At 71.6% G+C, this 26,353-nt stretch carries 19 protein-coding genes and 1 tRNA gene; 8 read left to right on the forward strand and 12 right to left on the reverse strand.

Going from position 1 to position 26,353, the window contains the following annotated elements:
* Nucleotides 1-19: 19 nt before the first annotated feature.
* Nucleotides 20-1,147 carry an ABC transporter ATP-binding protein gene (locus tag ID810_RS01055; RefSeq protein WP_166857099.1) on the reverse strand — a complete coding sequence of 376 codons (1,128 nt, stop codon included), beginning with the start codon at nucleotides 1,145-1,147 and terminating at the stop codon, nucleotides 20-22.
* A gap of 224 nt (nucleotides 1,148-1,371) precedes the next feature.
* On the opposite strand from ID810_RS01055, the gene ID810_RS01060 reads away from it, so the two are divergent.
* The 3 genes from ID810_RS01060 (at nucleotide 1,372) to ID810_RS01070 (ending at nucleotide 4,320) form a co-directional block, all read left to right on the forward strand.
* Entirely contained in the window at nucleotides 1,372-3,201 is a 1,830-nt protein-coding gene (locus ID810_RS01060) for a serine/threonine-protein kinase (protein WP_166857101.1), read from the forward strand.
* A 143-nt stretch (nucleotides 3,202-3,344) separates the two neighbouring features.
* Complete coding sequence (locus tag ID810_RS01065) at nucleotides 3,345-4,181, forward strand: DsbA family protein (RefSeq protein ID WP_166857103.1); 837 nt, start codon at nucleotides 3,345-3,347, stop codon at nucleotides 4,179-4,181.
* A gap of 63 nt (nucleotides 4,182-4,244) precedes the next feature.
* Nucleotides 4,245-4,320: transfer RNA gene (locus tag ID810_RS01070), tRNA-Thr, on the forward strand.
* 432 nt (nucleotides 4,321-4,752) lie between these two features.
* Here ID810_RS01070 and ID810_RS01075 read toward each other — a convergent pair.
* Both ID810_RS01075 and ID810_RS01080 read right to left on the reverse strand, forming a co-directional pair.
* Nucleotides 4,753-5,562, reverse strand: coding sequence for a Rossmann-like domain-containing protein (locus tag ID810_RS01075; protein WP_166857105.1), 810 nt, complete (start codon nucleotides 5,560-5,562; stop codon nucleotides 4,753-4,755).
* Nucleotides 5,563-5,646: 84 nt separating this feature from the next.
* Nucleotides 5,647-6,324, reverse strand: a complete 678-nt coding sequence (locus ID810_RS01080) for a uracil-DNA glycosylase (RefSeq protein WP_166857107.1) — start codon at nucleotides 6,322-6,324, stop codon at nucleotides 5,647-5,649.
* 71 nt (nucleotides 6,325-6,395) lie between these two features.
* Between ID810_RS01080 and ID810_RS01085 the strand changes: the two genes are divergently transcribed.
* Nucleotides 6,396-7,028 carry a LytR C-terminal domain-containing protein gene (locus ID810_RS01085; protein WP_166857109.1) on the forward strand — a complete coding sequence of 211 codons (633 nt, stop codon included), beginning with the start codon at nucleotides 6,396-6,398 and terminating at the stop codon, nucleotides 7,026-7,028.
* A 267-nt stretch (nucleotides 7,029-7,295) separates the two neighbouring features.
* Complete coding sequence (gene groL, locus ID810_RS01090) at nucleotides 7,296-8,918, forward strand: chaperonin GroEL (RefSeq protein WP_166857111.1); 1,623 nt, start codon at nucleotides 7,296-7,298, stop codon at nucleotides 8,916-8,918.
* A gap of 137 nt (nucleotides 8,919-9,055) precedes the next feature.
* Here groL and ID810_RS01095 read toward each other — a convergent pair whose 3' ends face one another.
* The 7 genes from ID810_RS01095 to ID810_RS12620 all read right to left on the reverse strand — a co-directional run bounded on the left by ID810_RS01095 (nucleotide 9,056) and on the right by ID810_RS12620 (nucleotide 18,091).
* Nucleotides 9,056-9,358, reverse strand: a complete 303-nt coding sequence (locus ID810_RS01095) for a WXG100 family type VII secretion target (RefSeq protein WP_166857114.1) — start codon at nucleotides 9,356-9,358, stop codon at nucleotides 9,056-9,058.
* A gap of 170 nt (nucleotides 9,359-9,528) precedes the next feature.
* Nucleotides 9,529-10,788 (reverse strand): hypothetical protein, encoded by a 1,260-nt coding sequence (locus ID810_RS01100; protein ID WP_166857116.1) that lies wholly within the window; start codon nucleotides 10,786-10,788, stop codon nucleotides 9,529-9,531.
* A 153-nt stretch (nucleotides 10,789-10,941) separates the two neighbouring features.
* Nucleotides 10,942-12,552 carry a sensor histidine kinase gene (locus ID810_RS01105; RefSeq protein ID WP_166857118.1) on the reverse strand — a complete coding sequence of 537 codons (1,611 nt, stop codon included), beginning with the start codon at nucleotides 12,550-12,552 and terminating at the stop codon, nucleotides 10,942-10,944.
* 37 nt (nucleotides 12,553-12,589) lie between these two features.
* Nucleotides 12,590-13,330, reverse strand: a complete 741-nt coding sequence (locus ID810_RS01110) for a response regulator transcription factor (RefSeq protein WP_166857120.1) — start codon at nucleotides 13,328-13,330, stop codon at nucleotides 12,590-12,592.
* A 66-nt stretch (nucleotides 13,331-13,396) separates the two neighbouring features.
* Nucleotides 13,397-13,999, reverse strand: a complete 603-nt coding sequence (locus ID810_RS01115) for an NYN domain-containing protein (protein WP_166857122.1) — start codon at nucleotides 13,997-13,999, stop codon at nucleotides 13,397-13,399.
* Between the two features lie 194 nt (nucleotides 14,000-14,193).
* Nucleotides 14,194-15,015, reverse strand: a complete 822-nt coding sequence (locus ID810_RS01120) for a PspA/IM30 family protein (RefSeq protein WP_166857124.1) — start codon at nucleotides 15,013-15,015, stop codon at nucleotides 14,194-14,196.
* Nucleotides 15,016-16,012: 997 nt separating this feature from the next.
* On the reverse strand, nucleotides 16,013-18,091 hold the full coding sequence (locus ID810_RS12620) for a TPM domain-containing protein (protein ID WP_166857126.1): 2,079 nt from the start codon (nucleotides 18,089-18,091) through the stop codon (nucleotides 16,013-16,015).
* A 161-nt stretch (nucleotides 18,092-18,252) separates the two neighbouring features.
* Between ID810_RS12620 and ID810_RS01130 the strand changes: the two genes are divergently transcribed.
* Complete coding sequence (locus tag ID810_RS01130; RefSeq protein ID WP_166857128.1) at nucleotides 18,253-19,146, forward strand: type 1 glutamine amidotransferase; 894 nt, start codon at nucleotides 18,253-18,255, stop codon at nucleotides 19,144-19,146.
* Nucleotides 19,147-19,289: 143 nt separating this feature from the next.
* Here the strand turns inward: ID810_RS01130 and ID810_RS01135 are convergent, their stop codons facing one another.
* The gene (locus ID810_RS01135) at nucleotides 19,290-20,972 is read right to left on the reverse strand and encodes a DNA repair helicase XPB (RefSeq protein WP_166857130.1); all 1,683 of its coding nucleotides are present in this window, start codon (nucleotides 20,970-20,972) and stop codon (nucleotides 19,290-19,292) included.
* A gap of 68 nt (nucleotides 20,973-21,040) precedes the next feature.
* Entirely contained in the window at nucleotides 21,041-22,210 is a 1,170-nt protein-coding gene (locus tag ID810_RS01140; RefSeq protein WP_166857132.1) for an ATP-binding protein, read from the reverse strand.
* A 117-nt stretch (nucleotides 22,211-22,327) separates the two neighbouring features.
* Between ID810_RS01140 and ID810_RS01145 the strand changes: the two genes are divergently transcribed.
* Both ID810_RS01145 and ID810_RS01150 read left to right on the forward strand, forming a co-directional pair.
* Entirely contained in the window at nucleotides 22,328-24,769 is a 2,442-nt protein-coding gene (locus tag ID810_RS01145) for a helicase-associated domain-containing protein (RefSeq protein WP_166857135.1), read from the forward strand.
* Between the two features lie 55 nt (nucleotides 24,770-24,824).
* Nucleotides 24,825-26,303 (forward strand): DUF3027 domain-containing protein, encoded by a 1,479-nt coding sequence (locus ID810_RS01150; RefSeq protein WP_235931547.1) that lies wholly within the window; start codon nucleotides 24,825-24,827, stop codon nucleotides 26,301-26,303.
* Nucleotides 26,304-26,353 lie beyond the last annotated feature (50 nt).

Genomic DNA, 26,353 nt, shown 5'->3' on the forward strand with positions numbered 1-26,353 from the left:
GTGGTGTTGACGGGTGCCGTCAGGCCGGCAGGCGCTCCCCGGTGGAGGCGGAGAACAGGTGCTCTTGGCCGGGGCGGATGCGCACGTGCACGGTCTCGCCCGGGTTCGGGGCGGTACGCGGGGGCACGCGGACGATGATCTGCGAGGAGTCCTCACCGGAGCCGAGCTTCTCGTCAGCACTCTCAGCGCCGACCAGCTCGCCGTAAATGTAGGCGTCGGAGCCGAGCTCCTCGACGAAGGACAGGCGCACCGGGATGGACAGATCGTCCTCGGCGGCGATGACGTCGAGCGACTCGGGACGGAAACCGATGACGATCTTGCCGTTGTCCTCGGGCTTGATGGCGTCGAGGGTGGTGCGCGACAGGCGGACACGAGCAGAGCCCAGGACCGCGTCCTCGCCCTCGATCTTGAAGCGACCGAGGTTCATGGCGGGGGAGCCGATGAAGCCGGCGACGAACTCGTTGGCGGGCTTGTCGTACATCTCGCGCGGGGTGCCGACCTGCTGCAGGAGGCCGTCCTTGAGGACCGCGATGCGGTCACCCATCGTCAGAGCCTCGGTCTGGTCGTGGGTGACGTAGACCGTGGTGACGCCCAGCGAGCGCTGGAGGGAGGCGATCTGGGTGCGGGTCTGGACACGGAGCTTGGCGTCCAGGTTGGACAGCGGCTCGTCCATGAGGAAGACCTTCGGCTTACGCACGATGGCGCGGCCCATGGCCACACGCTGACGCTGACCACCGGACAGGGCCTTCGGCTTGCGGTCGAGGTACTCGGTCAGGCCCAGGATCTTGGCGGCCTCCTTGACGCGCTGCTCGATCTCGGCCTTGGGGGTGCCGGCGATCTTGAGTGCGAAGCCCATGTTGTCCGCGACGGACATGTGGGGGTAGAGGGCGTAGTTCTGGAAGACCATGGCGATGTCGCGGTCCTTCGGCTGGACGTCCGTGACGTCCTTGTCACCGATGAGGATGCGGCCGGAGTTGACGTCCTCCAGGCCGGCGAGCATGCGCAGGGAGGTGGACTTACCGCAGCCGGAGGGGCCCACGAGGACGAGGAACTCGCCGTCGGCGATCTCCAGGTTCAGCTGGTCCACCGAGGGGCGGTCGTTGCCCGGGTAGATACGGGTGGCGTGGTCAAAGGTCACCGTTGCCATAAGAAGCAATCCCTTCACCGGCAGGTACGTGCCGGACGATCCGTCGTGAAAGGTGCCGATGCGTGTCCGCACTGACACATGCGTCCAGCCAGGTGCCGGGCGCGGTCACATCCTGTCATGTGAGGTGCCCGTCGGACCACTGAGTATTTGTCTGACTTCCAGCAGCCGCGAGTGACTCCGGTCACAACGGGGGTGACGAGCGGCAGCCCGGTAAGGTGGCGTCCATGACAGAGATCCCGGACGTGCGGGCGACCACCCCCACCTCCCTCTCCGGCCTGCGCGCCGGGGCGGAAGTGGGCGGCTACCGGCTCGTCCGTCGGCTCGGTGCCGGGGGCATGGGAGTCGTGTGGGAGGTCTCCGACGGCGATGGCCTCCACGTCGCCATGAAGATCCTCCACCCCCAGATCGCCGCGGACCCCATGGCCCGCCGCCGCCTGGACCGTGAGGCCTCCGTGCTGGCACGCGTGCGTGACGCGCGCGTGGCCCGTATCCTCGACATCGAGACCGGTGACGGTGCTGACGGCACAGGCGTCACCTTCGTCATCACCGAGCTCGTCGACGGCCCCACCCTCCAGCACGAGGTGGACCACGAGGGCGCCTACGACCTCAGCGAGGACGCCCGAGACCTGGCCGACCTCGCCCACGGACTCGTCGACGCCCTCAAGGCCGTCCACGCCGCCGGGGTCATACACCGCGACCTCAAGCCCTCCAACGTCATGCTGGGTGCGCAGGGCCCCGTCCTCATCGACTTCGGTATCGCCCAGGTCGCCGACGACGTCCGCCTCACCCAGACCGGCCAGGTCACCGGCACCCCCGGCTTCATCCCGCCGGAGATGCTCGACGGCGGCGAGCCCAGCCCCGGCGTCGACTGGTACGCCTGTGCCGGCGTCCTCCTCTTCGCCGTCACCGGCCGCGCCCCCTTCGGGTCGGGCCCGTGGCAGGCCGTCTTCCGTCGCGTGTACGGCGGGACTCCCGAGCTCGGCGGCCTGGAGACGGCCTGCCCCGCCCTCTCCCGCGCCTTCGCCGCCGCCCTGGCCCCCGAAGAGGGCGATCGCCTGAGCATGGATGACCTGCTCACTGTGCTGGATGAGGTTGCCGACGGTGGAAGCGGTGAGGCGGCCCTCGCGCGGGCGCTCGGGGACAGTGCCACGACCTCCTCCTACGGCTCGTCCTACGGCTCCGCCGCGTACGGTGCTGCGTCGCCGTACGGCTCGACGTCGGTCGCGTCGGCGGCCGGGGTGAGTCCTGTGAATCCCGTGAGTGCGATGAGCCCGGGATCCCGCCCCGTTCCCGTCACTGGGCCGGCGTCGTCGAGAAGCTACGGGTACCTCTCCGCCCCGACCGGTGCGCGCGCCGCCGTGGTCCCGGACCCGCGCGCCTACGCGCAGTCCCGGTCCGTTGAGCTGCCCGAGCAGGATCGGCGAGGCGAGAAGGCGTTCGTCCTGCCCGGGTGGGCGCGTGAGCCGCGCCCGCACCGCCTGGTGGTGGCCTCCATCGCCCTGCTGCTGGCCGTCCTGGGGGTGTGGGTGCCCACGTGGTCCGTCCTCGTCGCCGCGGTGCTCATCGTCGTGGCGGGCACGGTCGGCAGGGCCGACGACGCCCGGCGCGTCGGGCGCCTGGAGGCCGGTCGCGCTGGACGCGGGGACACGGCCCGCATGGTCGCCCTGTCCCCGGTGTACCTCCTGCGCTCGGTTGCGGCCTCCGCAGCCGCCGTCCTCGTGGGGGGAATCGTGGCGGTCCTCCTCGCCGTCGGGGGCGCCGTCGTCGGACTGGACCTCACCGCGCTGCCCGGGGTGGTGCAGGGACTGAGTGAGTACCACCGCGCGGGCGCCTTCAGTGCCGCGCTCGTGGCCGTGTTCCTGGCGGTGGCCTGGTTCGTGCCGTGGGGGTTGCCCACGCGCCGGGGCGGGCGCAGGCTCATCGAGACCTTCACCCACTCCGCCTCTCCTCGCCTCATCCTCGTCATGGTGCTGCTGTCGGCGGCGCTGGGCGTGGTGGGGCTGTTCGCCCTGGGCGCCATGCCCCCGACGACCCTGGCGCCGCTGACCCCCTGAGCGGCTTTGAGCGGCTTCGAGTGGCTCTGAGCGGTTCCGCCCGGTGGGCCGTGAGGGATGACTCACCGCCCGTGGCTGCGCTCCCAGGGGCCGACAGGCACAATGGCCAGCGACAGTGCGACCGGTCGAGAGCGAGGAGACCCATGGCGTCGAACGACAGGACCACCAAGGCTCAGCGCCGTGAGGCTGCACGCGCCAAGGCCAAGGCCATGCGCGAGGAGCAGGAGCGCAGGGACAAGCGCGCCCGCCTGACCCGCCGCGCTCTCATCGGTGCCGCAGTCGTCGGTGTCGCCGGAGTCGGCGGCACCATGTACGTCCAGTCCCGCAACCGTCCCCACCTGAGTGGCGGCACCATCGTCAGCGCCAAGGCGAACACCTCCGGAGTGCCCGGCCCCGTCCTGTCCGACGCCTCCTGGACCTACGGGGGCTCCCTTGAGCCCGGGTCCATCGCGTCGGGCGCCACCATCGTCGAGATCTTCTTCGACTACTCCTGCCACTTCTGCGCCTACTTCGAGAACCTTCACCACGACGAGATCACCAGCCTCGTGGAGAGTGGGGACGTCACGGTGGTGCTGCGGCCCAGCAAGCTCCTCCGGAGCAGCTGGACGGACATGGCGATGAACGCCATGGGCGTGGTGCTCGACGAGCAGCCCGAGGCCTCCTTCGCCTTCCACGCCGCCCTCATGACCCTCTTCGCCCGGATCTTCGACACCAAGGACCAGTCGATGGCGACGGTCGCCAACATCGTCGCCGCCGCCACCGAGGCCGGTGTCTCGGCGGAGGTGTCCGCCGGGTTCGACGCGGCCATCAAGGAGAACCGCTACGCCGCCTGGACCGCCCTCGGGGACCAGACCCTCAAGAACTACGGCGTCAACGCGACCCCCACGGTCCTTGTCGCCGGGCAGAGGACGGACCTGAACAGCATCGGCACTCCCACGGGCCTGACCGACCTCATCCGCGCGGGCGGGGTCGCGGGCTGAGCCCGACGCCGGGGCAGCCCGGGCGGATCCGTCACGGTGTGCGCCTGTAGGCTGTCCCGCAACGCCGCGTTAGCTCAGTTGGTAGAGCAGCTGTCTTGTAAACAGCAGGTCATCGGTTCGAGTCCGATACGCGGCTCCAAGATTTCCGTAGGAAACCGCCATTCCTGCGGCGCCCCGTAGTAGCCAGGACTACTCTGGAGTGGACTGGAGATGGCCGACCTAATGGCCGACCAAACGCGGGGCGGGAGAGGATCATGGCCTGCGGTGCCGGCGCCAGCCCCACACGGTCAACCGCGAGCTGGACTGCATCCAGGCGGGCCTGCACCCGAACCCGTGAGGTCTCGCCCGGCCTGGTCCGCAAGGCCCTGAACGCGATCGAGGGGAGCAAGAAATGACCGCACTCAACATCACCGCCCGCCGCTGGAGCGGGGATGATCCGTTCTTGCGCGAGATGGCTGCACCAGCCCCCATCTCGGGAGCATGAATCGTTGGTATCGTGCGGATTATCGTCGCGCGGAGCGGCCGTCTCGTCAACAGCAGGTCATCGGTTCGAGCCCGATAGGCGGCTCTGTCAGAGTGCCGGGTGCTGCTGGCCCGGGGTGAGCCCCAGGTGCATGCGGGTACCCGCCCCGATACTGCCGTCGGCAGGCAGGGACAGCGGCCGGTCGGGGCTGATCCCGGCGTCCGGGACCCAGCCCGTCACCGTCTCCACGCCCATCTCGAGCCACAAGGGGTGCATGGGCGTGGACGGGCCCACCATGACCACGTGCGCGCCGCCGTCGGCCGCCAGCGCCACGAGCCTCGGTGCGGTCTTGTTGACCAGCGACGAGGAGGAGATGAAGACGTAGTCCGCCTCGGGCAGCAGGTACTCGCAGGCGGTGTCCGGGTAGTCGTCCGGGCGCAGGCTCCGCTCGAGGATCTGCACCTCGGCCGCCGTCGGCAGGGCGGCGCGGGCGAAGGGGAAGTGGCCGACGATCGCCACCGTCAGCCCGTCCACGAGGTCACGGTAGGGGTCGAAGACCTGCCCCCAGGTCAGGCCCGGGCCGGTGGGCGTGAAGCCGTGGAAGGCGGCGGTCTCGGGACGCGAGTACCAGGAGTTGAGGGCGGCGAGACCCAGGGAGGCCTCCTCCAGGTTCCAGCTGCGCACGAGCGCGGCCACGTCGCGCAGGGGACGGCCCTGTGGGGGTGTGTCGCCTGAGAGGGCCGGGCGGGAGGAGACCTGCATGGTCCACGCCGTGCCCATGCCCGGGGCGGCGCCCGTGAGCGGAGAGGCGGTGGAGAACACGCGCGTCCACCGCGGGTCGCGGTGCGAGGCGGTGACCGTCACGTCGTCCGGGAGGTCGTCAATGAGGGCGTCGTAGATCTCCCAGGGGCTGCTCACGGTCCCACTCCTTCGGTCAGGTAAGGCTGGCCTCACCATAGGTGCTCGGGCGTGTCTGCGCACGGCCGTCTCACCGTCGGCCCCTCAGGGCAGACGCCAGTCCACGGGGGCCGCCCCCTGCGCCACCAGCATCTCGTTCGCCCGGCTGAAGGGACGCGACCCGAAGAACCCCCGCGACGCGCTCAGTGGTGACGGGTGGGGCGAGGCGATGATCGGCGTCATCCCCAGCAGAGGCGTCAGCGACTGCGCCGGACGTCCCCACAGGATCGCCACCAGTGGCCCTCCTCGCTCAACCAGCGCCTCGATGGCGCGCTGGGTCACCGTCTCCCAGCCCCACCCGCGGTGCGAGGCCGGGTCCCCCGGACGCACCGTGAGCACGCGGTTGAGGAGCATGACCCCCTGGCGCGACCACGGCGTGAGGTCACCCGTCGTCGGACGCTCGACACCCAGGTCCGAGACCAGCTCGGTGTAGATGTTGACCAGGCTCCGCGGGGGCTGGACCCCCGGCTGCACGGAGAAGCTCAACCCCATCGGGTGGCCCGGCGTCGGGTACGGGTCCTGCCCGACGATGAGGACCTTGACCTCATCCATCGGGTAGGTGAAGGCCCGCAGGACGTCGGTGCCCGCGGGCAGGTAGCCGCGCCCGGCCGCAATCTCCTGGCGCAGGCGCGCGCCGATCTCATGGATCGTGGCCTCGACAGGGGCCAGTGCCGCCGCCCAGGACGGGTCGATCAGCTCGGACAGGGGCTTGGCGTCGCTCACGCACCGAGCGTAGCCAGAGTCTTCGCCGCGCCGCACGGCCCAATCCGCCCTGCTACGGCTATTCTCGCCGCGTGAGCCAGTACACGTACCCCGAGGACGAGTTCGACGTCCAAAGCGACGACGGGCCCGTGCCCGTCGGAGTCCACCGCGCCCCTGTGCCGACCTGGCGCGGCTGGCTGCCGCTGCTGGTGGTCATCGTCGTCGTGCCCCTGCTGGCCTGGGGCGCGGTGGCGCTGCTCGGCTCCCGGTCCTCGCCGCCCAGCGCGGCGACGGGTTCTGCCGAGACTGAGGCTGCCCGGCAGACCGCCACGTCGGAGGAGTCGGAGCCGGCCGCCGACGAGACCGAGGCTCCTGCCGAGACCCAGGCCCCGGCCGCGCCCGCGCCGGCTGCGACCACCGAGCCGCCCGCCTCGGCGGATCTGACGACGGGCGTCACGGTCCACAACGGCACGTCCACCAACGGGCTGGCCGCCCGGACCTCGGACCGGCTCTCCAACGCCGGCTACACCGCGGTCACGGTCTCCCCCGGCTCCTACGAGCAGGAGGAGCCGTCGGAGACGACCGTCTTCTACTCCGCCCCGGAGCACGCCGCCACCGCTCGGGCGGTCGCTGAGGCCCTGGGCATCACGAGGGTCGTCGAGGACTCGACGATGGCGGTGTCCAACCCGATCGTCCTGGTCCTGCGCCCCGACTTCGTCGGGTGAGGCCGGTGGCGACGGCGGTGCGCTCAGTTCGCCGCCAGCCGACCCGGATCTGAGCGTCTTGCACTCAAGGGGCGAGAGTGCCAGAGTTGCGGTTAGCACTCGGGGCTGTCGAGTGACAGCCGGACCCGTTCTGGCGACGACGCGGCCCCAGTGAGGCAACCAGACCAGCAGGTGAGGGCCGGCGCCCCGCGGGACAGGAACGCGGAGCGCCGACTCGTCCGTCGCGGGCACCGGCCGGTCACCCAACCCCAGTGGAGGAATCACCACATGGCCAAGATCATCGCCTTCGACGAGGAGGCCCGCCGCGGAATGGAGCGGGGACTCAACGTTCTCGCCGACACCGTCAAGGTCACCCTCGGCCCCAAGGGCCGCAACGTCGTCCTCGACAAGAAGTGGGGCGCCCCCACGATCACCAACGACGGTGTGACCATCGCCAAGGAGATCGAGCTGGAAGACCCCTATGAGAAGATCGGCGCCGAGCTGGTCAAGGAGGTCGCCAAGAAGACTGACGACGTCGCCGGTGACGGCACCACCACCGCGACCGTCCTCGCCCAGGCACTCGTCCGTGAGGGTCTGCGCAACGTGGCCGCCGGCGCCAACCCCATCGCCGTGCGCCGCGGCATCGACAAGGCCGTCTCCAAGATCGTCGAGCGCCTGCTCGAGGACGCCAAGGACGTCGAGACCAAGGAGGAGATCGCCGCCACCGCCTCGATCTCCGCCGCCGACGAGCAGATCGGCTCCTTCATCGCCGAGGCCCTGGAGAAGGTCGGCCACGACGGCGTCATCACTGTCGAGGAGTCCAACACCTTCGGCCTCGAGCTCGAGGTCACCGAGGGCATGCGCTTCGACAAGGGCTTCATCTCCCCCTACTTCGTCACTGACGCCGACCGCCAGGAGGCCGTCCTCGAGGACACCTACATCCTGCTCGTCGAGTCCAAGATCTCCAACGTCAAGGATCTGCTGCCCCTGCTGGAGAAGGTCATGCAGTCCGGCAAGCCGCTGGTCATCGTCGCTGAGGACGTCGAGGCCGAGGCTCTGGCCACCCTCGTCGTCAACCGCATCCGCGGCACCTTCAAGTCGGTCGCCGTCAAGGCCCCCGGCTTCGGCGACCGCCGCAAGGCGATGCTGCAGGACATGGCGATCCTCACCGGCGGTACCGTCATCTCCGAGACCGTCGGCCTCAAGCTTGAGAACGCCACCCTCGAGGACCTGGGCCAGGCCCGCAAGGTCGTCGTCACCAAGGACGAGACCACCATCGTCGAGGGCGCTGGGGACAAGGACGCCATCGAGGCCCGCGTCTCCCAGATCCGCGGCGAGATCGAGAACTCCGACTCCGAGTACGACAAGGAGAAGCTCTCCGAGCGCCTGGCCAAGCTCGCCGGTGGTGTCGCCGTTCTCAAGTCCGGTGCCGCCACCGAGGTCGAGCTCAAGGAGCGCAAGCACCGCATCGAGGACGCCGTGCGCAATGCCAAGGCCGCCGTCGAGGAGGGCATCATCGCCGGTGGTGGCGTCGCCCTCATCCAGGCCGCCAAGGTCCTCGACTCCCTCGAGCTCGAGGGTGACGAGGCCACCGGCGCCACCATCGTCCGCGTGGCCGTCGAGGCCCCGCTCAAGCAGATCGCCGTCAACGCCGGCTTCGAGGGCGGCGTCGTCGTCGACCGCGTGCGCAACCTGCCCGTCGGTGAGGGCCTCAACGCCGCCACCGGTGACTACGTCAACCTCCTGGGCGCCGGCATCGCCGACCCGGTCAAGGTGACCCGCTCGGCCCTGCAGAACGCCGCCTCCATCGCGGGCCTGTTCCTCACCACCGAGGCTGTCGTGGCCGACAAGCCCGAGCCCCCGGCCGCCCCGGCCGCCGGCGGTGGTGACGACATGGGTGGCATGTACTGATCCCACGATCAGACGGCTGACCTCGCACGGCCATGATCCGGGCCGCCCCTGCTGCAGGGGCGGCCCGGTCGCATTTCTCGCCTTCGTTCGGCGCGGGGTGCCGCACGCGCCGCCGGGTGGCGGGCGGCACCGTCGGCTCAGCGCGCCGGCGTGGTCGTGAACAGGGAGGTGCTCGCGCTCTCCGCCTCGTCGTAGGAGGTCGCCGACTGGTCCAGGGCCAGGCTGATAGCGTCGAGGCTGGACTGGACCTGCAGCTGGGTCAGGTGCCAGTCGCTGGCGCAGGCAGCCATCGAGGTGGCCGCGCCACCGGTCCAGGACTCCTGCAGCAGGCTGATGTCTGCGCTCATGGCGTCCACCTCCTCCTGGATGGTGGTCACGCGTGCGCGGGTACGTGCGGCCGTGTCGATGACGGCCTGGGTGTCGACGGCGAAGACGGGCATGGCGGGGTCCTTCCTGGGGGTCCTTGGGGGAAGCGCCCGGTATGGGCGCAGGACCACGCTAGGAAGACGGCGCGCCGGCGGCGAGACCCCGGTCATCCACCTGTGGACAACTGGGTGGGCGGCAGCCGTGAGAGGGGCCTGTGGAGCCCGGCGCCTCGGAGCCCGGTGCCTCAGAGCTCGTCGGCGCCGTCGTCGACGATCTCAGCGATCACCGGCGCGATCTCACCCGTGCGCGCCTCGCGCAGGGACTTGGCCTCCTCGGCCTTGAGCCGCAGGCGCTCGGCCATCCTCTGGCGCTCGGACTCGGCCTGGGCCTGACGGTCCGGCGGCGCCTTCTGGCCCTGCGGCTTGGAGGACAGGATCGCGTCGATGTCCTCGATGCAGGACTCCATCGAGGTCGCGTGCTCCATGACCCGGGAGACCTCCGGTGCACCCTGTGCGGGCTCGGCGCGGCGCGCGGCAGGTGGGCTTGTGCGGGTGGTCGACGGCGTGCTCACGTTCTGCGGGCCGCCAGCAGAGGTGGGGGCGGCGGGAGCCGACTGAGCCGAGTCGGCCGGCTCTGCCGGCGTCGTCGGCGCGGCGGACCCGCCCGGCACAACGGGGCCACCCGGTGCACCCGATCCGCCCGGCGTCGTCGGCGCAGCGGCAGCGGGAGACTGGGCGGAGGAGGGTTCGCCGTCGTGCACGACCGCGCACTCACAACGGTCAGCGACGTCGGCCGCGGGCGCGGCGTCACCCTCCGGCATAGCGGCCAGACAGTCCTCCAGGCGCTTGCGCTCCGCCTCGAGGTTCTCGCGCGCGGCGACCTCCCAGCGTTGACCGAGCGGAGAACAGAACAGGTTCTCGCGCGCGAGGAGCCTCGAGACGATCTCCAGGCGGGCGCGCAGGTAGTCGCGGTCGGGAATGTGGGCGTACTCCTGGCGCACGAGCTCGCGATAGCGCTTGTACTCCTGCGGGTCCGCGGCGAGCGTGGCCAGGTCCGCGTCATTGAGCGCAAGGGCGTCGATGTCGCCCTGATCCAGGTTGTGACGCTTGAGGTTGATGATGAGCGCGCACACGCGCTCGGTGACCCGCTCGGGCACGCCCAGGGCCGTCAGGTCCTCACGGGCGTAGGCCGCCGAGGCCTCCTCGTCCTCCCCGCCGTTGCGGCGGTAGATCTGCTCCGTGGTCGAGGAGAAGACGCAGCCGTGGTACCAGGCGGCCAGACGCATGACGTCCGGGTTGTGCGACTCGTCCTGGAGCTCGTCGACACGCGCCAGCATGTCGATGGCGTGCTTGAGGTTGTGGAAACGGCGCTCGGGGCTCGCCCACATCTCGATGAGACGCTCACCTGCCTCGCGCACCTGCTCGGCGGGTGCAGTCGAGCCCAACGCCCGTACAGAGCGGACGTAGGCGGGCAGGAGCCATTGCGGTGCGTCGATGACGCCCATAGAGAGCCTCCGGATCGGAACCTAGGACGCCCCATCGTAGGACCGCCACACGGTTGGCAGAGACTCTACCGGTGTTCCAAAGACCACCTCAGGGCAAGCGAGGTCACACCGCAGGCACTCGGGCCGCCCTACGCCGGGACCCTCGTCCTGGGCTCAGGCGGCCGCGGGCGTGCTGCCCGGTGAGTCCGGCGAGCCCTGTGAGTCCGGCGCCGCCATGGGGATCTCGATGCGCACGGTCGCGCCACCCCCCGGCGTTTCGAGCATGCGCACGCTGCCCCCGTGCCGAGCGATGATCGCGGACACGATCGCCAGCCCCAGGCCCGAGCCACCCGTCTCCCGGTTGCGGGAGGTGTCCGCACGGTAGAAGCGCTGGAAGACCTTCTCCGCCTCCGCGGCCGGCACCCCCGGCCCGTGGTCACGCACCTCGACGACGGCGAGGCGGCCGCCGCCGTCGGCACCCACAGGTCCCACCGCGATCTCCACCGGGGAGCCCGACGGCGTGTGGCGGGTGACGTTGCCCAGCAGGTTCGTCATCACCTGGCTCAGGCGGTCCCGGTCACCGGTGACGACGACGGGACCCGGCTCGGCGCCGTCGTCGATCAGGTTGACGAGGGTGCAGTCCCTCTCGGGAGCCAGGACGGTCATGTCCGCCAGCGCCCCCGCGCACACACCGGTGAGGTCCACCGGCTCGAAGACCATCTTGCGGCCCTCGTCCATGCGCGCGAGCTGCAGTAGGTCCTCCACCAAACGGCCCATGCGCGAGGCCTCTGTCTCGATGCGGCCCATGACCTCGGCCTGCCGCTCGGGCGGCACGCCGCCCATGCGGTACAGCTCGCCGTAGCCGCGGATCGCCGCCAGCGGCGTGCGCAGCTCGTGGGAGGCGTCGGAGACGAAGCGCGTCATGCGCTCCTGGGCCACCACCTGGACGCTGAAGGCCCGCTCGTTCTGCTGGAGCATCTGGTTGAGCGCGCGCTGGAGCGAGCCCACCTCGGTGTCGCGCGGCTCCGTCAGGGGCACACGGGCGGACAGGTCGCCCGAGGCGATGCGCCCGGCCACCGCCTCGATCTGGCGCAGGGGCCCGAAGGAGCGGTGGACGAGGTAGGTTCCCGCGACGGCGCCGACGAGGATGATGGCCACGTCCGTCAGCGCCACGACGAGGCGGGAGCGCTCCACCGCCTCGAGCAGGTCCGTCAGTGGCAGGGCGATGGCCACGACCCCCAGGTACTCGCCCGTGTGCGAGTCCCGCAGCGGCAGGGAGATGACCCGCCAGGGATGCCCGATGAGGTCGGAGGCGACCGTGTAGGGCCGGGGGGTGGAGATCTGGTCGAGGGCCTCTTCGAGGCTGAGCTCACCGACCTGGGGGACGCCGTACTCGCGGGCCGTGTCGGGGTTGATCATGAAGCCGGACTCGCCGTCGAGGTACTGGGCCTCGACGTAGTAGGACGACGGCATGAGCGACTCGTTGCCCGTGCGGATCTGTGCCGCGCCCTGGGAGCCGATGGCCGTCGCCGTCGTGCGCAGCTGATCGTCGACCTGGCTCAGCAGGTGCGTCTGGAGCAGCGAGGTCATCGCCAGGGAGGCGGAGAGCAGGCCGACGGTGAGCAGGGCCGTGGTGATGAGGACCAGGCGTGAGCGCAGCGGCTGGGCGCGCCACAGGCGGCTGACCTTGACCACCGGGTGGAAGCGGCCCTTCTTCAGCGGCCGGTGCTGACGGTCCGGGGGCTTGCAGGCCCACTGGTCGCGCGCCGCCGCGAGGGACGCCATGCTGGTCGTCGGCCGACGCGTTCCGCGCGGCCGGTGCTCATTCGCCCTTGGGCTCACGGAGCATGTAGCCGACGCCGCGGCGGGTTTGGATGAGCGGGGTGACCTGCTCACCGTCGGCGGTCTCGACCTGGTCCACCTTGCGGCGCAGGTAAGAGATGTACGACTCAACGATGGCGGCGTCCCCGTTCCAGTCGTACTCCCAGACGTGGTCGAGGATCTGTGCCTTGGACACGACGCGCCCCTGGTTGAGCATGAGGTAGCGCAGCAGCTTGAACTCGGTGGGGGACAGGTCCACCTCGATGCCGGCGCGATGGACCTCGTGGGCGTCCTCGTCCAGGACAAGGTCCGCCACCCGCAGGGTGCCGTCGTCGTCCTCGGACACCGCCCGAGTGCGGCGCAGGATCGCCCGGATGCGGGCCACGACCTCCTCCAGGCCGAAGGGCTTGGTGACGTAGTCGTCCCCGCCGACGGTCAGGCCCTGGACCTTGTCGGACATGTCGTCGCGGGCGGTGAGGAAGAGGATCGGTGTGATGATGTCGCGCTCGCGCAGGCGACGGGCCACCGTGAAGCCGTCCATGTCCGGCAGCATGACGTCGAGGACGATGAGGTCCGGCTCGCCCTCGTCCACGCCGCGCAGGGCACCGTTTCCGTCCGCGGCCGTGGAGACCTCGAAGCCGGCGAAACGCAGGGACGAGGCAAGCAGGTCTCGGATGTTCGGCTCGTCGTCGACGACGAGCAGGTGTGCCTCTCGCTTCTGTGAGTCCTGGGTTCGGTCCATGGATGGCACTGTGCCCGCCTCGGCTGAGTGTTTGCTGAACGGAATTGGAGGGCGGCGGGCCGCAGCTCAGATGAAGGCGAAGGGGTCGAACTCCGCCAGCGGGATGATGCGCACGCGCGGCAGCGGCGAGTTGAAGGCGTCGACGTCGTACTCCAGGTCGTGGACCTGCAGGCCCCGGTCCTGTAGGGCTGCCAGGTGCGTGCTGAGGAACTCGCGGAAGCACAGCACCCCCACGGTGGCGCCCGCGCTCAGTAGGCGCTCGATCTGGGGTACGTAATCGCCGTCGTGAGAGCCCAGCAGCACCTGCACCAGCTGGCCGGACTCGGCCCGCTCGGTCAGCGCGTCCAGTGTGCGCTGGATACCGATGTCGACAACCTTCTCCTCGGCGCTGCCGGAGCCGGCCAGGGGCAGCGGCCGGTAGTCCATCGCCATGAGGGCCTGGACGAAACCCATCGGCATGTGGCCGCTGGTGGCGTTGAGGAAGAACAGGGCGGTCGTGTCCGGTCCCTGGCCACCGGCCGTGGAGTCGGACAGGTCGTCGCAGAAGGACAGGACCCGGTCCCAGCGGGGACGCTCCTCCGGCTCGGGGCGGCGCCCAAGGACGCTCATGCCCAGGGTCGCGTCGATGTTCTCACCGTCAACGAGCAGGTACGTGGGGGTCGCAGTCATGCGCCCATGCTAGCCGGGCGCGGTGCGTCGGCGGCCCGGGCGCGGTGCGTCGGAGGACCGGGCACGCGTGACGGCCGCCCGGACGCGCGACGGCGGCCGCGCCTCATGCGCGGCCGCCGTCACTGTGGTGTCACAGGTGTCTCACGGTGGCGCTGGGGACCGTGGTGCTCGGCCGGGTCCCTCAGCAGGTCACCTCAGTAGGAGGACTCCTGCGTCTCCTCGGCCTCGTCCTTCAGGGAGGCGAAGGCCTCGTCGACCTGCCCGTCGGTGATCTGGGCCGCGGGAGCGGGCGCCTCGATGGCGCCACCCGACTTGAGGGCGGCCAGACGCAGCTCGGCCTCCGAGACCGCGGAGGAGGCCTCCAGCTCGGCGAACTGGGCCTCAAGAGAGTCGCTGGCGATCTCAGCCTGGCCCGCGGCCTGGGCCTCGATGCGACGCACCTGGTCCTCGTAGCGGGAGAGCTCGCTCGTGGGGTCCATGACGTTGATCGAGCGGATGGCTCCCTGGACCTTGACCTGGGCCTGGGCGGACTTCTGCCGGGCGACGAGTGTGTCGCGCTTGGACTTGAGGTCGGAGAGCTTGGCCTCCATCTGCTGCAGACCGGTCTTGAGCTGGTCGACCACCTGGCGCTGTGAGGCGATGATCGGCTCGGAGGCCTTGGCCTCGTTCTCAGCGGAGATCTGCTTGGTCAGGGCGACCTTGGCCAGGGAGTCCCACTTGTCGGCACCGGCGGCGTCGCCCGCGGCGCGCAGCTGGTCCGCCTTGGTGGAGGCGGCGAGCGCCTTGGCGCCCCAGTCCTTGGCCTCGTTGAGGTCGGACTCGTAGTCCTTCTCGGCCAGGCGGAGGTTGCCGATGGTCTGGGCGACGGCGTCGCGGGCCTCGGCAATGGATGCGGTGTAGTCGCGCACGAGCTGGTCGAGCATCTTCTCCGGGTCCTCGGCGCGGTCGAGGAGGGCGTTGACATTGGCTCGGGTCAGCTGGGCGATACGCCCCAGGATCGACTGCTTCTCAACCATGACGGTGGCCTTTCGTTCTCTCACGGTGGCAGGGCGGGCCTCGCGTCGATGGGAGCGGCGCGTGCGTGCCTCGTGAGGATGTTCGCACGGAAAGGGGTGCCGTGTCCGGGCGACCGCGGCCGGTAAGAGGTTCGTATCGCTGATGGCGTGAGCCCTGGCGCCGACCGTCCCGACGGCGGCCGGGTGGGCGCGGAACTCAGCCGACGAACTCCTCGCTTTGCGCTCGAACGTACGGCGCCACGGCGTTGTGACGTCTCAGGACATCGGAGACGCTGTGGGGCTTTGCGGGGGTGAGACTTCCGGTTGGTTTGGGGGTGGTGTCCTCCAGTTGCGCGCTCGCCGGGCCCGTGGGAGCGCGCTGGCCTGGCGGCCTTAGCGCCACCAGGCCAGCGTGCTGCCACGGGCTCAGCTGCCGGTGGCACTCACCGCCGGTGTCCACGCGGCGGACATGGGCGGCGCATCCCAATGATGGTCACGCCCAGAGCTGCGCAATCTGGCCCTTGCCTCCAGGTGCCCGGCGCCGAGGTGGCAGTCATGTCCGCCGTGTGGGCATCCCTGGCGCCGGGGCACTGCCCCCGTGGGCGCGCCAGCTCGGGTCCACTGGCGCGCGCCCCGGTGGGTCTTGGTGCGCCGCGAGTTCGGGGGTGACGTGCGGTGGTCGGCCGGTGCCGTGCGGGCTCGTGCCCGGGGTGCTGGGAGGGGTCGTGCACGCTCATGTGACTGGTGTGATCTGGCGGATCTGGGTTTTTCGTTGGTATTGCGCCGTTTTGGTTCTCTTGGTCAAAACGGCGTTTTGGCTCCCATGTGCATGGGCGTGGTCCATGCACATGGGAGCCGAGGCTCTCGAGGGCGCCGATCGAGAAAACCGCATGATTCCGCGGCTTGCGACAGAGGCCGATAAGCGTGAGCGTGCAAGCCCCACCGCACATGTCACCGCGACGGCCGCCACCGCCCGATCATCGGGCCGGACTCGGCCGGTAGGTGGCTCGCAGACGGGTCAGAAGCGGCCGCCTCCGCCGCCGAAGCCTCCGCCTCCGCCGAAGCCGCCACCTCCAAGGCTCTTGCCTCCGAAGCCTCCGCCGAAGCCTCCGCTGAAACCGCCGCCGTGGCCGCCCCAGCCGCCATAGCCGCCGCGGTGACCACCACCACCCAAGAGGATGCCGCCCAGGACGAGCGAGCCCAGGTCGATGCCGGAGCCACCCGAGGAGCCCGAGCCCCACGAGTCCCGGTGGTTGCGCACATCCGCCTCCGCCAGGGCCTGGGCCTGCGCCACAAGCGGCTCCGCAGCTGCGACCTCAGCAAGGGCCGCCGCCGCGTCCGTCGTCTGCAGGCTCGTGGCCGCCGCCGCGTGGCGCGCGGCCTCACTCAGCGCCGTGCGGGCCGAGGGGCCGATGACCCCGCGGTGCGTGGTGACATAGGAGGTGACCGCCTCGACCTGGGCGCCCAGCCGCGCCAGGCGGGAGGTCAGCTGGGTGCGGGCGCGCGAGTCGTTCTCCTCCTGGGCGCGCGCCGGTGCCAGGGCCGCGTCGAGCGCGCTCTCCGCACGCGCCAGGTGGTCGAGGGCGGCCAGCGGGTCCCCGCCCGTGCCACCGGAGCCGCTACCCGTGGACGCGGCCCGCCCCTCGGCCACAGCCGCCTCGGCATCCGCCACGAGCGGCGCCAAGGAGGCAGCAGGAACCTGGGCCTTGAGCCGCGCCGCATCCACCAGGTCGGAGGAGATCGAGGTGATGGCCGCGCTCAGGTCCGCCGCCGCCGTCGACAGGCGCTCGCGGGCACTTGAGACCTGCGCGGCCAGCCGGCCCGCCTGGGCGATAGAACCCTGGGCGATGCGCACCTGCTCCACGGCCGTGGACTGCTCGCCGGCCTCAACCGAGGCGCGCGCCTGGTCCAGGGCCGTGCGCCCGGCCGCCAGCAACCGCTCGGCCTCGGCCGGGGCCTCGGACACGCTCGTGAGCGCGGAGGCGGGGTAGGAGGCGTGCAGGGTCACCAGCAGCGTCTGGGCGGCCTTGATGGACTGCTCGGTCTCCTGAGCCCGCTGGGCCGTCTCCGCGATCGACGCCGGCAGGTTCGCCTCGAGCCCGCGCCGCTCGTTGAAGGCCGCCTCCTGCTCCTGGATCACCCGCACCGCCTCCTGGCAGCGCGAGAGAATCTCCGTGTTCATCTGACGCTGCTGCGCCTCGGTCTCGGGGACCGCGTCGTCAAGCAGGCGGCGCAGCTCGAAGGAGTGGGCCACATGCTCGCGGGCCGTGGCGAGCGCCTGGGCGAAGGCGTCCGTGGACGCCAGGCCGAACTGGGCCTGCGCGTAGGACAGCTCCTCATCCGCGGCCCGCACGGCGTCGTCGGCGGTCACGAGCGCGTTGCCGGCCTGCACCGACAGCTCCGCAAGCGGGACCTGCCCGGCCGACCCGCCCGCCTGGCCGGGGGTCTTCTTGCGTCGTGAGCGGGAGTACACCAGGGCCCCGCCGCCGACGACGGCCGCCGCCCCCAGTGCGAGGCCGATGCCCCCGGCGCCACCGCGCCCGCCGCCGGCACCGGAGGCCGCACCCGCGTCGCCGTCGGCGCCCGAGAGCCCCGTGAGGACCGCCCGCACGGCGCCGTCGTAGTCGCTGTTGCGCAACTGGCCGTAGATCGCGGTGCGCACCCGGTCAGTGGTCTCCTTGCTCCACACGCTGTCCCGGGCAGAGCCCGAGAAGGCGTAGGTGCGCCCTGCGCTCGACGTGTTGATGACGAGCAGGAGGTCCTGCGTGCCCAGACGCGAGTCGACCCACGCCTGCGCGGCGTAGCTCTCGGCCGTCACCGAGTCGTCATCAAGCGTCACCACCCACAGCCCGACCCCCTCCTTGGCGAGCTGGTCGACGACATCCTGGGCGGCGTCGTCGTCCAACACCCCGGCACCGTCGGTGACCGGCTGGGACAGGACGGTCGACGTCGTCGCGGGCGCTACCCGGGCGGGCTCCTGCCACGTGACAGGGGCGGCCACCGCCGTCGCGGGCAGCACCAGGGCCCCGGCGACGAGCAGGCCGCAGGCGGACAGACGGGCGAGTGCCCCAGGACGGGCAAGGCGTGTTGTCTCCATCACCCGTCATCGTCGCCTGAGCGCCCGCCTGCCGCAAGCCGTTTCACCGCAAGCACGCGCCAGAGCAGGGACGTCGGACCTCGGCCGGGCGCCCGGCGCGCACGCCGCACCGCGGCGGGTCGGGTTTGCACGGCCCCCGGTTCATGGCATGAATAGTCCGCATGACTGACATAGAGGAACCCCTCCGGCAGGACTCCACAGGAGCCCGCAGCGCCAGCGCCCCCGTCCTCACGGTCATCGAGCCTGAGGCCTTCGCCCCCCTCGGCCGCCTGGGCGAGTGGCTCTTCGCCTGCGGCGCCCGCCTGCGTGTGGTGCGCCCCTGGCAGGGTGAGTCGATCCCCGACCTGGCCGACGTCGGCGACGGCCTCGTCCTCCTGGGCGGTGCCATGAGCGCCCACGACGACGACGCCCACCCCTGGCTCGCCGACCTGCGTCACCTGGTGCGCCGCGTCGTCGAGGAGCGTGTGCCGACCGTCGCCATCTGCCTGGGCGCCCAGGTCGCTGCCGAGGCGCTCGGCGGCGCCACCGCCGTCCCCTCTCCCCACGGGCCCGAGAACGGCGTCGTCGACATCGAGCTCACCGAGGCGGCCACCAAGGACCCCTTCCTCGCCCCGATTATCGACGCCGCGGTGCGTGCCGCGGTGCGCACCGGTGTCCCCACGCAGGACGGCACCCACCTGCCCGTCATCGTCTCCCATGCCGACGGCGTTGCCCGCCTGCCCGAGGAGGCCACCCTGCTCGCCACCTCCGACGCAGCGCCCATCCACGCCTGGCGCGTCGGCCGCCTGCTGGCTCTGCAGCACCACCCCGAGTCCACGCCCGCCCGCATCGAGCACTGGCAGGCGCGCAACGCGGCCCGCGAGATGGGGCTCGACCTGGAGGGGCAGGCGGGTGAGACGATGGACGACGCCGACCTGCCCGCCGAGGCGGTCGAGGCTGGCAGGCAGGCGCGCGCTGAGGCGGAGAGGGTTGATGCTGTCATCCAGGCCTTCGGTCGTGAGCTCGCCCGGCAGCTGGTCCTCAGTGCCCGGGCCTACGCGGTCACGCGCCGCTGAGGTGCGGGCGGCCGGGTAGGTGAGGGGGCCGACGACGGCGGGCCCACCCGGGTGCACGGAAGAACCAGTCGTCGAGCCCAGGTGGGCGTGACGGCCGTGATCTGTCCGGATCGGCCGGGCCACGCCGTCGGACCCACGTTCCCTTACAGGTCCGCGGCGTCCACGACGTCGTAGGCATACCCCTGCTCGGCCAGGAAACGTTGACGGTGCGCCGCTATGTCCTGGTCCACCGTGTCGCGCGCGACCACCGTGTAGAAGTGGGCCTGGCGCCCATCCTCCTTCGGCCGCACGATCCGGCCCAGGCGTTGCGCCTCCTCCTGGCGCGAGCCGAAAGATCCGCTGACCTGCACCGCCACTGAGGCCCCCGGCAGGTCGATGGAGAAGTTGGCGACCTTGGACACCACGAGCGTGCCCACCTGACCGGAGCGGAAGGCGGCGTAGAGCCGCTGACGCTCGCGGACCGTCGTCGCCCCGGTGATGAGTGGGGCCCCCAGGTGCTCGGCGATCTCCTCGAGCTGGTCGACGTACTGGCCGATGACGAGCGCACTCTCGCCGGGGTGGCGGGCAAGCAGCTGGTCGACCACGCCGATCTTGCGCGGGGTCGTCGCGGCCAGCCGGTAGCGGTCCTCGGGCGAGGCGGTCGCGTAGGTCATGCGCTCGCCGGCCTCGAGGGCCAGGCGCACCTCCGTGCAGACGGCGGGCGCGATCCACCCCTGGTTCTCCAGATCCTTCCACGGCGCGTCGTAGCGCTTGGGCCCGATGAGGCTGAACACCTCGTCCTCACGGCCGTCCTCGCGCACGAGCGTTGCCGTCAGCCCGAGCCGACGGCGTGCCTGCAGCTCCGCCGTCATGCGGAAGACCGGGGCGGGCAGCAGATGCACCTCGTCGTAGACGATAAGACCCCAGTCGTGGGCGTCGAGCAGGTCCAGGTGGGGATAGACGCCTTTGCGGCGGGTGGTGAGCACCTGGTAGGTGGCGATGGTGACCGGTCGCACCTCCTTGCGCGAGCCCGAGTACTCGCCGATCTCGTCCTCGGTGAGGGAGGTGAAGCGCACCAGCTCCTCCTTCCACTGGCGGGCCGAGACCGCGTTGGTCACGAGGATGAGCGTCGTCGTTGAGCTCCTGGCCATGCAGGCGGCCCCCACGAGGGTCTTGCCGGCCCCGCAGGGCAGGACGACGACGCCGCTGCCGCCCGCCCAGAAGGCCTCGACCGCCTGGGACTGGTACGGGCGCAGCGCGAAGGCGCCGGGTGCGTGCGCGGCGGCCCCCGCGGGGTCGTCGGTCAGGGTGATGGGGTGGCGCTCGCCGTCGACATAGCCGGCAAGGTCCTCCGCGGGCCAGCCCAGCTTGATGAGCGCCTGCTTGAGGTTGCCGCGCTCGGAGGGGTGGACGACGACGTCCTCGGGGGACAGGCGCTCACCGAGCATCCCGGCGGTGCGCCGCGAGCGCGCGACCTCCTCGAGCACGGGCACGTCCGTGGCGTGCAGCACGAGCCCGTGCGCCGGGTCGGAGAGCAGCTGGAGGCGGCCGTAGCGGCCCATCGTCTCGGCGACCTCGGTCAGCAGGGAGTGCGGGACGGGGAAGCGCGAGTAGGTGATGAGGACGTGGATGACGGTCTCGGGGTCGAGGCCGGCGGCGCGGGCGTTCCACAGGGCCAGCGGGGTGATGCGGTAGGTGTGGATGTGCTCGGGGGCCCGCTCGAGCTCGGCGAAGGGTGCGATGGCGCGGCGGGCGTCGTCGGCGGCGGGGTGGGCGACCTCAAGCAGGACGGTTTTGTCGCTCTGGACGATGAGGGGGCCGTCGGGCGGGCCGGGCGTGGCGGGCATGGGGGGAGTATCGCGCTCCTGGCGCGGAAGAGGGTATGAGTGCTCACCAACGTCGGTGGAGCCGGCCCCTACTCCCCATGCTGCCGGGAGATGAATCCGGCCATGCCCGGGACTGTGAAGGCGACGACACCGTGGTCGGGCGCGTACACGATGCCCTTACGGATGAGGGAGTTGCGGACCCCGCTCTGGCTCTGGATGGTCCGGTTCAGCCGGCTGGCGACCTCGCCGCTGCCGATACCATCCTCGCCTTCGGGGCACATGGCCCGCAGGTAACGCTTCTCCGCCTGGGTCGTGCGGTCCCAGCGGGCGCGGAAGAACCCGTTGTCGAGTTGGGTCAGACCTGAGACGACACCGAGCTCAGCCGCTGGCCTGTCGATGCGTGTGTCGGATGCGGCGTTCCATGCCTCCTGCCCGAACTGCTGGATGAAGTACGGGTAGCGCCCGGAGTGCTCCACGACGTGCGATAGAGCGTCGTTGTCCCACATCACACCCTCCGCCTTCGCAGGATCGGCGAGCGCTGCGGCAGCGCCATCCGGGTCAAGACGCTCGACCTTGACGAAGCGGAACCTCTCAGAATAGGACCGCGCTTCCGAGAGCGTCTGTGGGAGGCTGGGAAGGCCGGCGAGCGCGAAGAGCACCGGCCAGTCGTCCTGGGCTGCGGCGTGGGAGACGGCCACCAACGTGGTGAGGTCCTCGGCTGAGAGGTCCTGCGCCTCGTCGATGAGGAGCGCGAGCCCGCTGCCCTCCTCCGCAGCTGCGAGCGAGACGTCCTTGAGGATCTTCTTGAGATCCGTCTCAAGTACTCCCGAGTCGGCGCCGCCGCCGCTTCGCCCGCTCAGGTCGATGCCGAAGGACCATGAGCCCGTCTGGTCGTAGGAGGCTTTGAAGGAGAGAGCGGTCTTCAGAGCGCGCAGCAGGCGAGTTCCGGCGGAGGGGCGCGCGCGGTCACTCAGGGGGCCGTACAGCCCCTCACCCACAATCTCGCGAAGGCCCTTGCCGGTCCCGGCCTCGATCTGGACCGTGATCCACTCGCGCTTGTCCGCATCGTGGCGCAGGCGGGTGAGGAGGACGGTCTTCCCGACTCCTCGCAGCCCGTAGAGCACGAGCGGTTGGTCCGTCGTCCCGCGCTCGGCACGACGCAGCATGATGTCCCAGACGTTGATGACGTCATCGCGTCCCACAAGCGCGGCAGGTCGGCGACCTGCTCCGGGAACGTAGGGGTTCAGCACGGGGTCCATGAAGCCCTCCGAATCTATAGGCCTATAGACGAGTATATTGTTTTCAGATACACGTGTATATGACTGTAGAAGTAGTCGGCGCGGGGTGGGGTGGTGCGGGGCTGTACCGTTGGTGAGATGAGCAATGAGGCAGCGTGGTGGTGCGCGGCGAGCGCACCAGTCCCAGCGACGGTGGAGGACCTGGCTGCGGGCCTGACCGCCCTGCCCGACCGCGAGATCGCCGACCTCCTCCTGGCCCGCCCGGATCTTCTCGCCCCGCCATCGTCCTCCTTCACCATGCTTGCCGCCCGCGCCGGGGCGCGCCCAAGCGTTGAGACTGCGCTCGCGGACCTCAACGCCGCTGTGCTCGCGGTTGCCGAGGCCGTCGTCGCCACCGGTGTTCAGGACCCGGGCCTCCTCGGTCCCGCCCTTCTCCTTTCTTCCGACGACGTCGCCGCCCACCTGGCGACGTTGCGCCGCCTTGCGCTCGTCCTCGACTCGGGTCCCGTTGCCGGCCTCGTGGAGGCCGTGGGTCCCCACCCGCTCGGGCTCGCCCCGGCAGCGGCACCGCAGGAGGGCAGGCCCGACGCACCCCCGCCACCCTCGCTGCAGACGCTTCACGCCACCGCCCGGTCGGCCGCGTCCCAGCACGCCAACTCCCAGCGGGCCGCCGCCGAGCGGCCCGGCCCCCAGCAGGCCGCCGCCCGCGACGCGACCCCACTGGAGGACACCCCCGTCCTGTCCCCGGCCGCTCTCGCCGTGCTCGACGCGCTCACCTGGGGCCCACCCACCGGAACTCTGCGCGAGGGCGGCCAGGCACCCGGTGCCGCCTCACTGGTCGAGCGCGGCTGGCTTGAGCGCACCCAGGACGAGTCCGGCACCACGCGCTTCCTGCTGCCGCGCCGCGTCGCCCTCGCCCTGCGCGGTGGCCGCCTGCTGCGCCGGCCCCCCACGGCCCCGGACCCCGCCGCGCTGCCCATCCAGGACCCCGCCACGACCGCCGACCAGTCCTCGCGCGCCGCCGAGGAGGCCGTCCGCCTCGTCGCCGCCCTCGTGGACGAGTGGGGCCGCGAGGGCGGGCCGATCCTGCGCACGGGCGGCGTGGGCGTGCGCGCCCTGGCCAGGACCGCCGACGCCCTCGGCCTGGAGGGCGCGCCCGCGGCCCGGGTCATCGAGCTGGCCGCCGGTGCCGGCCTGCTCGGCCTCGACGATGCGGGCGCCACCTGGGTGCCCTCCACGCAGGTCCCGCTCTGGCGCACCGCCACCCTGCCCGAGCGCTGGGCCCCGCTGGCCGTCGCCTGGGCCTGCTCGGCGCGCGCCCCCTGGCTCGTCGGCACCCGTGGTGAGGACGGCGCCCTGCGTGCCGTCCTCGGCGACGGCCTCGAGACCGCCCGGGCCGGCAGCCTGCGCCGTCGGATACTCCTACTGCTCGACTCCCTGCCGGAGGGCGCCGTCGTCACTCCCACCTGGGTGTACGAGGCCCTCACCTGGGCCCGCCCGCGCAGGCCCGTGCTCGACGGCGACGTCACCGGTGTGCTCGATGAGACTGAGTTCCTGGGCATCACCGGCGGGGGAGCCCTGTCCCGTGCGGGCCGACTGCTCGCCCGCTCTGTGCGCCACGAGACGCTGCTGAGTTCCGACGGCGAGGCCGATCCCCGTCTGCTCGGTGCCCTGGAGCGGGCCCTGGAGGAGGACCTGGCCGCCCCGGTCGGCCTCCTGCTCGTGCAGTCCGACCTCACGGCGGTCGTCCCCGGCCGTCCCGAGCCCGACCTCGCAGCACTGCTGGACAAGGCCGCCACGGTCGAGTCCCGTGGCAGCGCCCTCGCCGTGCGCTTCACCGACGAGTCGGTGCGCGCCGCCCTGGACTCCGGCTGGTCCGCCGTCGAGCTGCGGCAGGCCCTGGAGCGCTGGACCCCGACGCCCCTGCCCTCCGCCCTCACCACCCTCATTGAGGATGTGGCCCGCCACCACGGTGCCGTGCGCGTGCGCGAGGTCGCCAGCGTGCTCAGGGTCCCTGACCCGGCCACTGCGGCGGGTCTCCTGGCTGAGGCGCGTCTGAAGGGGCTGGGGCTCGATGAGGTTGCCCCGGGGGTGCTGCTGGCCACCGCCCCAGCGGGCCAGGTGCTGCGCGAACTGCGCGCCGCGGGCCTGTCCCCGGTGCTGGAGGATACGAGCGGGCGTCTGCTGCTGGCGGGCGACGCCGTCACCGCCCGACGTGGCGGCCCCGGTGTTGAGCCCGTGAGGCCGGGCGCCGTGACCGCCACGCGTCGCCATCGCCACTCCGCCCGGGAGCTGGCCGTGCTGGTGGGGCGCCTGCGCGCCGGGGAGCGGGCGCGCCGGGATCCGGCCGTGCCCGCCGGCGCCGCCACGGACCCGGTGCACGCCCTGGCGGTGATGCGCCAGGCCCAGTCCTCACGGTCCCGACTGCGCCTGCGCCTGGCGGGTCCCGACGGCGTGGTGCAGGAGCGCCGGGTGAGGGTGCTCGCCGTCGAGGCCGGGCGGGTGCGGCTGGCGGACGTGGAGCGCGAGACCGAGCTGACGGTGGCCGTGCACCGCGTCGTCTCCGTCGAGGAGGAGTGAGGGCCGGGGACGCCCGTCGGTGACCGCCGGTGGCGTCGCCGCCTACACTGGCGGAGTGACTGACGTAATGAACGCGACGCCTGAGCTCGAGTCCTACGACTCGCCGGCGAGCGCCACGACCGCCGCGCGCGTGGTCGAGCCCCTGGCTCCCGGTGCGGCCGGCACCCTCAAGGACCCTGCAACCTCCGCCCTGCCCCGCCCCGGCTCCATGCCCTCGCTCGCCGAGGCGAGCGCCGCGGGCAAGGACAAGACCCTGACCTCCGACGAGGCCATCGCGCTGGCCCGCGACTGCCTGGCCGAGATCACGGAGCCCTTGAGCGTCGGCGAGTACATGGCGGCCCGCCCCGAGGGGCAGCGGGTCATCACCCACCTCTTCGAGTGCAACCTCGCGGGCTACCGCGGCTGGCGCTGGGCCGTGACGCTGACCCGGGTGCCGCGCTCGCGCACGCCGACGGTGAGCGAGATGGGGCTGCTTCCGGGTGAGGAGGCGCTTCTGGCACCGACGTGGGTGCCGTGGGCGGATCGGCTTCAGCCCGGTGACATCAGCCGTTCGGACCGCCTGCCGCGTCGGGAGACGGACGAGCGGCTGGAGCCGGGCTGGGAGGCGACGGCCGACGGCGAGGGGGACCAGACCCCGGACGGTGTGGTTCTGGCGGGGACCGACGCCGTCGACTTCGGTCGTGCCCGGGTGCTGAGCCCCGAGGGCGTCCAGCGCGCCGCCCAGCGCTGGTACGACGGCGAGCACGGCCCGCAGGCGGACGGTGTGCGCAAGGCCCACGCGACCTGCTCGACCTGTGGCTTCTTCATGCCGATGGCGGGGCCGATGCGTGCGGTCTTCGGCGTGTGTGCCAACGAGTGGGCGGCCGACGACGGCCGTGTGGTCTCCCTTGACCACGGCTGCGGCGCCCACTCGGAGACGGACCTGCCGGACCAGGGGCCTGAGTGGCCGGTGGTGCCCTCGCGTCTGGACGAGACGGCGATGGAACCGATCGGCACCGACGGCGTGTCGCTGCGCGATGGGGCCACCCAGGCGCAGGCGGCCGCTGAGGAGTCCTCGCCCGTCCAGTCGGCTGAGGACACTGGTGAGGGCGCTGCCGAGGACACCGGCCCGTCGTCCGAGCAGGAGCCGGCTGACGCGCCGACGCAATCCGGCGGCCCGGAGTCGGAGACCCCGGAGTCGGAGGGCCCTGAGCCCGCTGACCCGGAGCCGGGGACTGAGGTGCCGACCGCACGCGCACCTCGACGTCGGACCGCTCGCCGGACGAACCGGACGAAGGAGAACGAGCCCACTGCCACCGGGTCCGCTGGGCCTACCAAGCCCGCGCGTGCCGCTCGGCGTCGTAGTCGCAAGGCGGAGACGGCTCCCGAGCCCGCCGCCCAGACCTCGGCCGGGGCCACGGAGGAGGATCGTCACGCCGCCGCCCTGGACGCCGTCGCCGACCTCACCGCGTCACTGCCGGACGTCGCCCCCGAGCACAAGCCCACCCCCGAGGCCCTCGCTGAGCTCGAGGCCGTCCTCCCCTTCCGCGACTGAGCTCGGCGCCCCGGCCCGACCCAGGCCGCCTGGCGCGCGCCCGCCGGTGT

The sequence above is a fragment of the Actinomyces respiraculi genome (genome assembly GCF_014595995.2).
Taxonomy (GTDB): domain Bacteria; phylum Actinomycetota; class Actinomycetes; order Actinomycetales; family Actinomycetaceae; genus Actinomyces; species Actinomyces respiraculi.

What these genes read in the sequence shown, in the direction of transcription:
- ID810_RS01055 (WP_166857099.1), bottom strand. Translation starts at nt 1,147, where the DNA reads ATGGCAACGGTGACCTTTGACCACGCCACCCGTATCTACCCGGGCAAC.
- ID810_RS01060 (WP_166857101.1), top strand. Translation starts at nt 1,372, where the DNA reads ATGACAGAGATCCCGGACGTGCGGGCGACCACCCCCACCTCCCTCTCC.
- ID810_RS01065 (WP_166857103.1), top strand. Translation starts at nt 3,345, where the DNA reads ATGGCGTCGAACGACAGGACCACCAAGGCTCAGCGCCGTGAGGCTGCA.
- groL (WP_166857111.1), top strand. Translation starts at nt 7,296, where the DNA reads ATGGCCAAGATCATCGCCTTCGACGAGGAGGCCCGCCGCGGAATGGAG.
- ID810_RS01095 (WP_166857114.1), bottom strand. Translation starts at nt 9,358, where the DNA reads ATGCCCGTCTTCGCCGTCGACACCCAGGCCGTCATCGACACGGCCGCA.
- ID810_RS01100 (WP_166857116.1), bottom strand. Translation starts at nt 10,788, where the DNA reads ATGGGCGTCATCGACGCACCGCAATGGCTCCTGCCCGCCTACGTCCGC.
- ID810_RS01105 (WP_166857118.1), bottom strand. Translation starts at nt 12,552, where the DNA reads ATGGCGTCCCTCGCGGCGGCGCGCGACCAGTGGGCCTGCAAGCCCCCG.
- ID810_RS01110 (WP_166857120.1), bottom strand. Translation starts at nt 13,330, where the DNA reads ATGGACCGAACCCAGGACTCACAGAAGCGAGAGGCACACCTGCTCGTC.
- ID810_RS01115 (WP_166857122.1), bottom strand. Translation starts at nt 13,999, where the DNA reads ATGACTGCGACCCCCACGTACCTGCTCGTTGACGGTGAGAACATCGAC.
- ID810_RS01120 (WP_166857124.1), bottom strand. Translation starts at nt 15,015, where the DNA reads ATGGTTGAGAAGCAGTCGATCCTGGGGCGTATCGCCCAGCTGACCCGA.
- ID810_RS12620 (WP_166857126.1), bottom strand. Translation starts at nt 18,091, where the DNA reads ATGGAGACAACACGCCTTGCCCGTCCTGGGGCACTCGCCCGTCTGTCC.
- ID810_RS01130 (WP_166857128.1), top strand. Translation starts at nt 18,253, where the DNA reads ATGACTGACATAGAGGAACCCCTCCGGCAGGACTCCACAGGAGCCCGC.
- ID810_RS01135 (WP_166857130.1), bottom strand. Translation starts at nt 20,972, where the DNA reads ATGCCCGCCACGCCCGGCCCGCCCGACGGCCCCCTCATCGTCCAGAGC.
- ID810_RS01140 (WP_166857132.1), bottom strand. Translation starts at nt 22,210, where the DNA reads ATGGACCCCGTGCTGAACCCCTACGTTCCCGGAGCAGGTCGCCGACCT.
- ID810_RS01145 (WP_166857135.1), top strand. Translation starts at nt 22,328, where the DNA reads ATGAGCAATGAGGCAGCGTGGTGGTGCGCGGCGAGCGCACCAGTCCCA.